Here is an 11,139-nt window from a genome sequence, read left to right as displayed (position 1 = left end):
TTGCGGCTTTTGGCGGATCGCTCGCGGAGGCGTTGATACCGTTTTGGTGTTCTTTTGGAAACATCGAGATCCAGACAAGGGCAGTAGGGCCCTGAGTCCACTGATGAGCCAACCTCAGCCAATCTAGCCGCGCAGGCGACCGGAGCGCAGGATGCTGATGACAAGCCACAGCCCCAACAGGCTGGCCGCCCCGAACAGGAGTTCGCTCAGCCCAAAGACCTGAAACCGCTGCGTCTGAGCCGAGATGATGGCAGCTCCGACGATCAGAGAGCCGACCACAATGCTGTAGGAAAGGCGGTTGGCCGACTGATCCAGGCTGCTGCGGATCCCGTCCAGCTCTTGGATGGTCAAGTTCCAGCGCTGGGTTTCCGAGGTGATGCGGCTGAGCAGCAGCTCCATCTGGCGCGGCGATTGCAGAGAGAGATTTTTCAAATCCAAAGCCGTGCGCAGCAGCGAAGGCAGAGGGGCCTCCCCCAGCAATTGCGCCCGAAACACATCCGCCATCAGGGGGCGAAGCTGCTCCGGCAGGTTGTAGTCGGGGGTGAGCTGGCGGGCGATCCCTTCCAAATTGGCCAGCGCCTTGGCACAGAGGCCCAAATTGCCGGGAATGCGGATCTGGTTGCGCCGGGCCGCCTGCAGGATCTCAGAAAAGAGCTGGCTGAAGTTGAGCTCCGCAATGCTCAGGGCGTAGTACTGGCGCAGCAGACGCTCGTAGTCGCTTTGGAGCTGGGCCAAGCTGACAGTCTGATCCCGCGAGCGGGCCGCGGATCTTTCCGGCAGGGCCAACTCCAGGGTCAATTCGGCACAGCGCTGGGCATCGAGGCTGACAATGGCCAGCATAAGCTCCAGCAGAATCTGCTGCGTACGCGGATCCAGCCGCCCAATCATGCCGCAATCCAGCAGGGCCACGCGACCGGATCCCAAGTAAAAGAGGTTGCCGGGGTGGGGATCGGCGTGGAAATAGCCGTCGATGCAGATCTGCTGAAAAAAGGTGCGGGTCAACAGGCGGGCGATGTTTTCTGGATCCGCGTCGCTGCGATCCGCCTCCAACAAGGGCCGGCCCTCGATCCACTCCAGCGTCAACACCTTTGGCGTAGTGAGAGGCCAATGGATGCGCGGCACCACCAGTTGGGCCGGATCAAACCAACGCCCCCTTTGCAACTGTTGGCGGAGCTGCTCGGTGTGGCGGGCCTCTTGGGTAAAGTCCTGCTCTGCTTGAATGGCCCGGCAGAACTCATCCGCCAAGGCCACCACATCTGCCAACCTGCCGAACTCCGTTTGCGCCACCAGCTCGGCAATGCCCCGGATTAGCCGCGTATCCCGCTCCACCACCGCCTCCAGCCCGGGCCGCTGGATCTTGAGGGCCACCCACTCGCCGCTGACCAGACAAGCCCGATGGACTTGGGCAATGGATCCCGCCGCAACCGATTCCCTGTCCAGGCTGCTGAACACCTGCTCCAACGGCTGCCGCAACTGCTGCCGCAGCAGGATCTCCACCGCATTCCAGGGAACAGGAGGTACGTCGGCCTGCAGAGTGCTGAGGGCCTCGATGTACTCTCGCGGCAACAGGTCCGGACGGGTGCTCAGCAGCTGGCCCAGCTTGACATAGACCGGCCCCAGATCCACCAAAATGTTGCGCAGCACCATCGGCGGGGGCAGTTGGGGTTCCCCAGCCTTGCCAAAAGAGAGCAAGCGGCGCATGTAGTCCCAACCGTGGCGCAAAACCACCTCCAGGATCTCGGCCTGACGCGCCCCACTCTGGGCCAGACGGGCAAACATCGCAGTCTCTCTCCCTGGAAGTCCAATGGCAGAGAAGCCCGATCCCTAGAAAAAGGGGATAGGGGCCACCCTACGGGTTCCATCCCAGCCGGTTTGCAGCCCCTCCCGCAACACCCGCAGCACCTCATCGGTATCGGCATTGGGCTGGGCAAAGGAGAAAACATGCTTGAAGCGCAGTTTGCCCTCCCGATCCACAACGAACTGGGCCGGCAGGGGTGCTCCCAAAGCTTGGCCAACCCCATAGAGGCGGAAGGTTTTGCACTCGGGATCCACCAGCAGCGGGTAAGGCAGCTGCAGGTCTGCTTGAATCTGCTGGCTTTGAACCGGATCGGTGCTGGTGACCATCAGCAGCTCCGCCCCCAGAGCTTGGATCTCCCTGTAGCGGGCTTTCAGCTCTTGGATGTGGGGGTAGCAAAAAGGGCAAAAAAGCTTTTCGGTGAAGATACGAGTAAAAGCCAGAACCACCGGCTTTTGGCCGCGGTAGTCCGATAGCCGCACGGGATCCCCTTGCACGCGCGGCAGCTCAAAATCGGGGGCAATCTGGCCGATTTCCAGAGAAGTGTTGGCTGGTTGGGGGATGAAGTTGTCGGCAAAGCGACGGTTAAACAGTCCGCTGTTGCTGGTCATTGCAGTTTTTTACGTTTCTTTACTACTTGCCACCAGCCTAACCCAAAGCCTCGGCCACCGCCTTCAGCCGTCGGAGCTGGGCCCGCATATCCTGCTGGGTCGGCCCTGCTGCCAACAGGTAAAACCCTGCCGCCACCCAGGGACTGGGGATGCGGAAGTTGAAGCAATTGACTAGAAGGGTACCCCCCGGCTGGGGATGGCATTCCCAGCGGTCGGTTCCTTCAAAAAATCCCTTAAACTGCCACTGCACCAAGCCTTCTGCCCGCTCTGTAATCACGCAATCCAAGCTGGGGGATACAAACGGCAAGCGAAGGAAAAAGCGGTAGCGGCTGCCCAATTCCGCCAGAGGGGATCCCACCGCCTCACAGCCCAACAGCGGGTTGAGCCAGCGCTTCATCAACTCCAGGTCGGTGAGGCAGCGATCCACCTGGGCCACGCTGGCCGCAATCGGAATTGACTGGGTGTAGACAGGCATCCTCAGGGGGAAGTTGGGGGAGTGAGCTTGGCTGAAGAGAGGTCTTCTGCCGTGGCAGAGGGGGATACGGTGCTCAGCAAAATCAAGATATCGCGATATTCCACCTGATCCGGCCCGCGACGGGGGGATCCCACTTGCACCACCGCCTGTTGGAGAGGCTTTTTGGGGTGGGGGGGAGACTCGAACACCAAGGTGCGGATCCCATTGGCCTGCTCGATGTCCGAGAGGATGTCCCAGCCCCGGCCCCACAGGGTGCGGCGATAGTAGGCGGCAATCGCCTCCAGAGGCTGAGAGGTCTGCAAGATCAGGGAAGCAAGGCCCCCCTCTCGATCCCGAATCTGTCCCGAAGAGATGATGGAAGCGTTGGGCAACTGCAAGTGAGGGGGAAACTGAGGGGGAAGAGCGCGGGTATCCCCCAGGGAAGCCTCAAAGTGCGTGCCATCTTTGCCGATGTGACGCCGCACGGGATCCTGATCCACTTCTTGAGCAACCGGATCAGGCATCTTGCGGCAGGCCACGAGGGATCCCGCCAACAGCCCCAGGGTTAGCCGAGTAAGAATAGGCAAAGAACTTGGCCCCACTGACGTGAACCGCTCAAGACGGGGATTTTTTCTCATCCGTTGGCCAGGGATCCCTGACTGGTTATAGCGGATCCCGCCTTTGGATACAACCAATCTCCCTTTCTGGGCCAAGTTCCAGAGCAGCCATCATTCGTCGAGCCAGGGCTGACAACTGCACACCAGGTGGCGATCCCCGTAGGCGTTGTCGATGCGGCTGACGCTGGGCCAGAACTTGTGGGCCTTGACCCAAGGGAGCGGGTAGGCGGCCAGCGAGCGAGGATAGGGGCGATCCCAGTGGTCGGCAGCCACCACCTCGGCGGTGTGGGGGGCCAACTTGAGGGGATTGCGCACCGGATCCATCTCGCCTCGCTCAATGGCGGCAATCTCCTGGCGGATGGCAATCATCGCCTCGCAGAAGCGATCCAGCTCCTCCAGAGATTCGCTCTCGGTGGGCTCCACCATCATTGTCCCCGGCACCGGCCAGGAGATGGTGGGGGCGTGGAAGCCATAGTCCATCAGGCGCTTGGCCACATCTTCCACCTCGATGCCGGCGCTTTTTTTCAGGGGGCGCAAATCCAAAATACACTCGTGGGCCACCCACCCCCCCGGCCCCTTGTAGAGTACTGGGTAGTAGGGATCCAACCGCTTGGCGATGTAGTTGGCGTTGAGGATGGCCACTTGGCTGGCCAGGGTGAGGCCGGCGGATCCCATAAGGCGAATGTAGGCCCAGGAGATGGGCAAAATGCTGGCACTGCCCCACGGGGCAGCGCTGACGGGGCCGTTACAGCCGGGCAAAACAGGATGGCCAGGCAAATAGGGCACAAGGTGAGGGGCCACGGCAATGGGCCCTACCCCCGGCCCACCTCCCCCATGGGGAATGCAGAAGGTCTTGTGCAGGTTGAGGTGGCAGACATCGGCCCCCAGCTCGGCAGGACGGCAGAGGCCCACCTGAGCGTTGAGGTTGGCCCCATCCATGTACACCTGTCCCCCCGCCTCGTGGACGATCTGGCAGATCTGGCGGATCCCTTCCTCAAACACACCGTGGGTAGAAGGGTAGGTGATCATCAAGGCGGCCAGCCGCTCCCCGTGCTGCTCCACCTTGGCCCGCAGATCCTCAATGTCGATATTGCCGGCTTCATCACAAGCTACGCTCACCACCTGCATCCCCGCCATCACGGCGCTGGCCGGGTTGGTTCCGTGGGCCGAGGTGGGGATCAAGCACACCTGCCGCCGGCTTTCCCCTCTGGCTTGGTGGTAGCGGCGGATGGCCAATAGGCCGGCATATTCCCCCTGAGATCCGGCGTTGGGCTGCAGAGAAACTCCGGCAAAACCGGTGATCTCCGCCAGCATCTTTTCCAACTGGGCAAAAAGGGCTTGGTAGCCACGGGCCTGCTCCAGGGGCACAAAAGGATGGAGCTGGGCAAACTCCGGCCAGGTGACCGGCATCATCTCCACCGTGGCGTTCAGCTTCATGGTGCAAGAGCCCAAGGGGATCATGGAATGGGTGAGAGCCAGATCCCGGCTTTGCAGGCGGTGGATATAGCGCAGCAGCTCAGTTTCCGAGTGGTAACGGTTAAAGACCGGATGGGTGAGGTAGGGGGTGGTGCGCAGGAGCTGGGGCGGCAGGCTCTGGCCCAAGTCGAGCTCTGGGCTGTCGGGATCCCAAGCTGGCGGTAAGGACTCCGCTCCGCTGCGGGGAAGGGTTCCGGCAAAGATCTCCCACAGATCCCGCAGATCCTGAGTGGTGGTGGCCTCATCCAAGCTGATCCCCAGCGTCCGGTCATCGATCTGGCGGAGGTTGATCTGTCGCTGGGCAGCGCCGGCCTGGATCGCCTGCACCTGCTCTGGAGAAGCTACCTTGACCCAGAAGGTATCGAAGAAATGCTCGGGCCCCACCTCATAACCCAACTGGCAGATCCCAGTGGCCAAGTGATGGGCCTGGCGGTGGATGCGCTCGGCTATGTGTCGCAAGCCGCGGGGGCCGTGGTAGACGGCATACATAGAAGCCATCACCGCCAAAAGCACCTGGGCAGTGCAGATGTTGCTGGTGGCCTTGTCCCGCCGGATGTGCTGCTCGCGGGTCTGCAACGCCAAGCGCAGGGCTGGCTTGCCTTGAGCATCCTGAGAAATCCCCACCAGCCGTCCTGGCAGCAGCCGCTTGTGGGCCTCGCGGGTGGCGAAGTAAGCCGCATGGGGGCCGCCATAGCCCAAAGGCACGCCGAAGCGCTGGGTGGATCCCACCACGATGTCCGCTCCCCACTCTCCTGGGGGTTGCAATAGGGTTAAGCTGAGCAGGTCGGCAGCCGCCGCCACCACCATCCCCTTCTGGTGAGCCTGCTCCACCAACTGCCGGTAGTCCCGGATTTCTCCAAAGGTGTTGGGATATTGCAACAGCAGCCCAAAGCCCTTCTCCGGGCAAAACTCCGCCAGATCCGTCACGCGCACCTGGATCCCCAAGGGCTCTGCCCGCGTCTGCACCACTGCAATCGTCTGGGGATGACAGCCCCGATCCACCCAGAAAACCGGGGATCCCCTGCCTGCCAAGGTGTAGGCAAGAGCCATGGCTTCTGCGGCTGCGGTGGCTTCGTCCAGCAGGGAAGCATTGGCGATCTCCATCCCCGTCAGGTCGATCACCATCGTTTGGAAATTGAGCAGGGCCTCCAGTCGTCCCTGGGCGATCTCGGCTTGGTAGGGGGTGTAGGGGGTGTACCAGGCAGGGTTTTCCAGGATGTTGCGCTGAATCACCGGTGGCGTCAGGGTGTTGGAATAGCCCATGCCCAAAAAGGAGCGCCACACCTGGTTCTGGGCCGCCATTGCCTGCAGTTCCGCCAACACCTGCTGCTCAGGGCAAGGGGATCCCAATTGCAAAGGCTGGCTGCTGCGAATGGCCGGCGGCACCGCCTTCTCCACCAGCTCCTGCAGCGAACTCAGCTCCAACACTTGCAACATCTGCCCAATTTGCCGGGCATCCGGCCCAATGTGCCGTCTGAGAAAGAGTTCGGTCTGCCCCAGCAACTCCAGCTCCGGAGAAGGCGTGGGTTGTGGGATCCCTGGAGATGGATCCCGGCTGGGGGGGTCAAGTCGAGTCGAGTGGAGAAGGGCCAAGTCGGACATGGTGCGATAGCCGAGAAAGGGAGAGCAAGAAAGACTGTCTCCTGATCATAGTTGTTAAAAATTGTTTCTGTCGGGATCCAAATCCTGTCTTGGCCCTCGATTCGGGGTGGAGGGGATGAGACACTAGATGGTCGGAGAATGTTAGCAACCTATACAGATGAGCCTTTTGGATTCTGCTTGGAGAAGTGATGCTATGCGCTGGCTGCTGTCCATCTTGGTTCGTGTGGTGTTAGTGCTCTGTCTGTGCTTCGCTCCTTTGGGGATCCCTGTTGTGGCCAGGGCCGCAGAGCTTCCCCCGGTAAAGCACTTAGACACTCCGATTGACGTGAACAACACCATCTTGCGCAACTACCGCCAACTGCCCGGCTTCTATCCCACCCTAGCTCGCATCCTGGTGAAAAATGCCCCCTACAAGAGCCTGGAAGACATGTTGCAGATCTCAGGCCTGACAGAGCAGCAAAAGGCCCTGATCAAAGCCAACGCCGAGAACTTCGTGTTTGGCGAGTATCAGGAAGGGGCTAACCAACTGGAAAACCGCATCAATCAAGGGTACTACGGCTGATCTCGGCAGAGGGGCCATCGGGAGAATCGGCTTTTGTAGGAAAGGGATCCTGTGGCCTACGATAACGTCTGCAAGTACTTGGTGGAATGGTTCCCCGAGTCCTTTGCCCGGTGGCTACTGGGATCCCCGGTTCCCTTGATCCAGCTCCAGCCAACGGAGCTCTCCAGCGAGCCCATTCGCGCGGACTCCCTCATCCTGCTGAGGGCCCAAAACCTGATTTTGCATCTGGAGTTTCAAACCGATCCGGATCCCGATATCCCCTTCCGCATGGCCGACTATTGCCTGCGCCTGTTCCGTCGCTATCCCGACCAGGAGGTGCGGCAGATTGTCATCTACCTAAGAAAAACCCAGTCAGAACGGGTGTACCAGACTTCTTTTCAACGGGGATCCCTTTCTCATCGCTTTGAGGTCTTGCGCCTGTGGGAACAAGATCCAGAGGTGCTATCCCGATACCCAGGCCTCTTGCCCTTGGCGGTACTGGCAGAGCCGGACAATCCAGAACCCCGTCTGCGGCAGGTGGCCAGAGCCATAGCTGAGATGGAGGATCCCAAGCTGCGGCAGGAGTTGAAAGCGGCCACTGCCGTCTTAGCAGGATTAACATGGACGCCAGAGGAAATCAGCAGGGTTCTGGGAGGTTTGGCTGTGCGGGAATCGACCATCTATCAGATGTGGCGAGCAGAAGCCCTCAAAGAAGGGCGAGAGGAGGGCCTGAAACAAGGCCTAGAGCAAGGTCTGCAACAAGGTCTGCAACAAGAGGCTGCTCGACTGACCTTGAGTCAACTGCAGCGCAAGCTGGGGCCCCTGCCGGAAGACCTCTCTGAGACCATCCGCCGCCTGCCCACCGAGCAATTGGAGGGGTTGGCAGAGGCTCTGCTGGACTTTCAGACGCTGGCCGACCTGACCCAGTGGCTAGAGGAGCTGGCATCTGCCTAGGTTTTGCTGTCACGGCCTTTTCCCAATTTTTGTCGGCATCTCTCTCCTGGGAGGAGCTCTGCCATGGTGGCGGTCTGGATTCCCAGAGAAAGCAGTAGATTGAACTGAGTTCTCGATAAACCGGGCTGAATGCAACCCAACCTTGACCTCAGCAGGATCCCAGCGCGACTTTCCTGAGCGAGCCGGTTCTATGCAAGGGCCTCGGGTTTTGATCTGCGGCTACCATGGCTACGGCAATGCTGGCGACGAAGCCCTGTTGCTGGCTCTCTTACGACAGCTAGAGCAGTTGCCCGACCCTGTGCAGCCGGTGGTGCTCTCCCCTTGCCCTGCCGAGACAGCTGCCACCTATGGGGTGCTGGCCTGCCCCCGCTTTGACGGCTGGGCTTTGCAGCGCTGTCTGGCCCAGGCCCAGGCTTTCATCTGGGGTGGGGGCGGTCTGTTGCAGGATCGCACCAGTTGGCGCAGCCCTCTCTACTACCTGGGGGTGATGGGCCTAGCCCAGCGCTGGGGACTGAAGACCCTTGCCTGGGCCCAGGGGATCGGGCCGCTGCAGCGGGGGTGGATTCGCGCACTAGCCCGTCGCTCGTTGGCAGGTTGCACGGCCATTAGTGTGCGGGATGGGGTTGCCTCCCAATGGCTGCAAGAGTGGGGGATCCCTCACCAGGTGGCTCCGGATCCCGTCTGGAGTTTGCCGTCCAAAACCTTGCCGGAATGGGAAACGTGGCCTCAGCCCCGCATTGCTGTGGTCTTGCGTCCGCATCCGCAACTGACTGGAGCCTGTCTAGAAGCTTTGAGCCAGGGTTTACAGCGTCTCCAGGCTTCCACGGGGGCATACCTTCTCTTCGTGCCCTTTCAGCTGGCTCCTCCCGGATCCCCTGACCTTGGGCCAGACTACCACTTGGCTCAGCAGCTTCAGCAGCGCCTACCCCACCGTAGCCAAGTGCTGGAAATTCGGGATCCCTGTCTATTGAAAGGAGTCTTTCGGGGTGTCAGGCTGGCGATCACCATGCGCTACCACGGATTGGTGATGGCGGCGGCAGAGGGCTGCGCCTGTTTTGGTCTCAGCTACGATCCCAAGGTGAAAACGCTGCTCCAGGAATTGGGCATGCCCGGCTGGGATCTGCAGGAGATGCCCACCGATCCTGAAGCCTTACACCAAGCTTGGCTGGCCTGCTACTCAGAGGGCCTAGCTCTCAGCCCTGCCCAAGCTGACCTGTGGGCGAGGCAATCGGCTCAGCACGCTCAGTTGTTGAGACAGCACCTGAAGTGGGGTTGATGGGGTTGCCTGGAGAAGTTGCTGCCAGGGCGAATTCCGGTAGCGGTTCTTCTGGAGAGCCGCTTTACCCCAAAAGTAGGGGGGCACGGTGTCCCCGAACCAAAGCGCTGCGTGCATCCGCTTGAGGAGGCCCCCAATTCATTGAGGGGAGGACGTCACCTGAGAGGGTTTTGGGGGAGAAACTCCCGATCCAGGGGCAGGGGGGCGACAGGTTGGGTGAGGGTAAATTGGCCGCTTTCTATCCATTGCTTGAGGATTTCGGCAATTTGTATGGAGCGGCGCAAGCTGGCCAGGGGAGCGGTGCGAATCTTGCGGCCATTGAGGGTGATCTGGCCAGATTTGAGTTGGGCATAGCTCACCAAGCCAAAGGTGGGCCGCACCCGGCGGGGAATGGAAAAGTCAATCACGGGGGCAACCAACTCCTCATCCCGAATGGCAATGGCCTCCAAATCCGCAGGAGCAAGGATGGGGATGGGGATCCCGACCCCCAACATCAAGCTGGGGCCGTAGTTGCGGAAGTAGCAGCCCCTCACCCATTCCGCCTGCATTTGCTTGGCATCCCCAATCAGGGCTAGAGTGGCCGCCGGGCCGATGGGAGTTTGGTTGGGCAATCGCTTTTGCAGCGGAAAGTGTTGGGTGCCCTCCCAGGCGACGTAGCCGATGCCGCCTCCCAAAAAGATGCGGCTGCCGATCCCCACCCGGCGCAACAGGGGATCGTTCAACAAGGGGGATAGCTCTCCCGGGTTGGAATAGACGGCATTGCCCAGATGCGGTTCCAACAGACCCAAGTAGGTGTACAAAGGCCGATCCCCGCCGTTCACCCCGACGATGAAGTTTTGGTAGGCATTGCGGGGGTTGAACAGGTAAAACTGGTTGAGCTGATCCCGAGTCAGGGTGGTCTCGTAGTCGCCGCGGGGGTAACAATCGGTCACTTGGCCGATGGCCCGCAAATGGACGCGCTTGCCCGCCACCAGGTCGGCAATGACATGGCCGCCCCCATAGGCTTGATCCGCTTGCTCGCTGGGTTGGGCTGCCCCCAGGTAAAGATCCACCGCGCCAAATCCGGCATAGGCCGGTACCCCGTTCAGCCAAGCTTGGCGAATCTTGATGGGCGGATCCGTATGGCCCAGGTTCACAATGGCTCCTGAAGACTCCATTGGCTCAAAGGTGCCGGTGGTGATCACATCCACCTGCTCAAAGGCTTCCTGGATCCCCAAGGTGGCCAGCTTGGCTTTGGCTTCCAGGGCCGTCCACACCCGCACCTGGCCTTTGGCAATGCGTTGGTTAATCTGGTCTAGGGTTCTCTCCATGGGATGTGAAGATCGCAATGGTTGGTCGCGTTGGCGGTGTGGAGGAATAAGAGGCGTGAGCATACTTCCTTCTCACTACCCACTGCTCTTTCCTCTCTTAAGGAGGGATCCGCTCCCATCTTGAATTCTCTCGTGAGGCAGCTCTTGGGACTGGCTCAATGAATAGCTTAAATGGACGGGGATCTGGGCCGGTGGGGCTTAAGGGGATCCGGCAGTATGGGCCGCTTTTGCCGGCGTTGGGGTTGGTGGGCCTGCTCTACGGCGGGGGGCTGCTGCTGGCTCTGGCCCAGAGTGTGGGCCTCTACGGCCTGGGCGAGAGGGGGTTTACCCTGCAGGGGTATGGGGAGCTGCTGCGGGATGCGGAAGTCGGGGGATCCCTGTTGCTCAGCCTCGGAGTCGCTCTGTTGGCAACGGGGTTGGCGCTGCTTTTGGGGCTGGGGCTGGCGCTGCTGTTGCGGGGGGTGGGGGGGTGGGCCATCTGGCTTGGCCAGTTGACGCTGCCG

General features: G+C 60.8%; 10 protein-coding genes. 4 read left to right on the top strand and 6 right to left on the bottom strand.

Annotation, left to right across the window (positions count from 1 at the left end; genetic code table 11):
* Positions 1-123: 123 nt before the first annotated feature.
* The 5 genes from NW843_RS09430 to gcvP form a co-directional block, all read right to left on the bottom strand.
* The gene (locus NW843_RS09430) at positions 124-1,779 is read right to left on the bottom strand and encodes an ABC1 kinase family protein (RefSeq protein ID WP_414522786.1); all 1,656 of its coding nucleotides are present in this window, start codon (positions 1,777-1,779) and stop codon (positions 124-126) included.
* A 45-nt stretch (positions 1,780-1,824) separates the two neighbouring features.
* Positions 1,825-2,406 carry a peroxiredoxin family protein gene (locus NW843_RS09425; RefSeq protein ID WP_414332206.1) on the bottom strand — a complete coding sequence of 194 codons (582 nt, stop codon included), beginning with the start codon at positions 2,404-2,406 and terminating at the stop codon, positions 1,825-1,827.
* 37 nt (positions 2,407-2,443) lie between these two features.
* Positions 2,444-2,881, bottom strand: coding sequence for an SRPBCC family protein (locus NW843_RS09420; RefSeq protein ID WP_414343614.1), 438 nt, complete (start codon positions 2,879-2,881; stop codon positions 2,444-2,446).
* A gap of 2 nt (positions 2,882-2,883) precedes the next feature.
* Complete coding sequence (locus NW843_RS09415; protein ID WP_414522785.1) at positions 2,884-3,447, bottom strand: hypothetical protein; 564 nt, start codon at positions 3,445-3,447, stop codon at positions 2,884-2,886.
* 141 nt (positions 3,448-3,588) lie between these two features.
* Positions 3,589-6,555 (bottom strand): aminomethyl-transferring glycine dehydrogenase, encoded by a 2,967-nt coding sequence (gene gcvP / locus NW843_RS09410; protein ID WP_414522784.1) that lies wholly within the window; start codon positions 6,553-6,555, stop codon positions 3,589-3,591.
* 193 nt (positions 6,556-6,748) lie between these two features.
* Here gcvP and psbU point away from each other — a divergent pair, with 193 nt between their 5' ends.
* From psbU to csaB, 3 genes are all read left to right on the top strand, one after another.
* Positions 6,749-7,117 (top strand): photosystem II complex extrinsic protein PsbU, encoded by a 369-nt coding sequence (gene psbU, locus NW843_RS09405; protein WP_041436072.1) that lies wholly within the window; start codon positions 6,749-6,751, stop codon positions 7,115-7,117.
* Positions 7,118-7,168: 51 nt separating this feature from the next.
* Positions 7,169-8,050, top strand: a complete 882-nt coding sequence (locus NW843_RS09400; RefSeq protein WP_414522783.1) for an Rpn family recombination-promoting nuclease/putative transposase — start codon at positions 7,169-7,171, stop codon at positions 8,048-8,050.
* Positions 8,051-8,240: 190 nt separating this feature from the next.
* The gene (csaB, locus tag NW843_RS09395) at positions 8,241-9,326 is read left to right on the top strand and encodes a polysaccharide pyruvyl transferase CsaB (RefSeq protein ID WP_414522782.1); all 1,086 of its coding nucleotides are present in this window, start codon (positions 8,241-8,243) and stop codon (positions 9,324-9,326) included.
* 155 nt (positions 9,327-9,481) lie between these two features.
* On the opposite strand, the gene NW843_RS09390 is transcribed toward csaB, so the two are convergent.
* Positions 9,482-10,636: a homocysteine biosynthesis protein gene (locus NW843_RS09390; protein WP_414522781.1), complete on the bottom strand. Its 1,155-nt coding sequence runs from the start codon at positions 10,634-10,636 to the stop codon at positions 9,482-9,484.
* Between the two features lie 158 nt (positions 10,637-10,794).
* Here NW843_RS09390 and NW843_RS09385 point away from each other — a divergent pair.
* Positions 10,795-11,139 (top strand): hypothetical protein (locus NW843_RS09385; protein ID WP_414522780.1); only part of this gene is annotated, 345 nt, incomplete at its 3' end.

The organism is Synechococcus sp. R5-12, assembly GCF_047502655.1.
GTDB lineage: Bacteria > Cyanobacteriota > Cyanobacteriia > Thermostichales > Thermostichaceae > Thermostichus.
The sequence above is the reverse complement of the archived record's forward strand: the minus strand, read 5'-3'. Positions and strand labels throughout refer to the sequence as shown.

Excerpts from the sequence above, each read along its gene's own strand:
- NW843_RS09430 (WP_414522786.1), bottom strand. The coding sequence starts at position 1,779 with ATGTTTGCCCGTCTGGCCCAGAGTGGGGCGCGTCAGGCCGAGATCCTG.
- NW843_RS09425 (WP_414332206.1), bottom strand. The coding sequence starts at position 2,406 with ATGACCAGCAACAGCGGACTGTTTAACCGTCGCTTTGCCGACAACTTC.
- psbU (WP_041436072.1), top strand. The coding sequence starts at position 6,749 with ATGCGCTGGCTGCTGTCCATCTTGGTTCGTGTGGTGTTAGTGCTCTGT.
- NW843_RS09420 (WP_414343614.1), bottom strand. The coding sequence starts at position 2,881 with ATGCCTGTCTACACCCAGTCAATTCCGATTGCGGCCAGCGTGGCCCAG.
- csaB (WP_414522782.1), top strand. The coding sequence starts at position 8,241 with ATGCAAGGGCCTCGGGTTTTGATCTGCGGCTACCATGGCTACGGCAAT.
- gcvP (WP_414522784.1), bottom strand. The coding sequence starts at position 6,555 with ATGTCCGACTTGGCCCTTCTCCACTCGACTCGACTTGACCCCCCCAGC.
- NW843_RS09390 (WP_414522781.1), bottom strand. The coding sequence starts at position 10,636 with ATGGAGAGAACCCTAGACCAGATTAACCAACGCATTGCCAAAGGCCAG.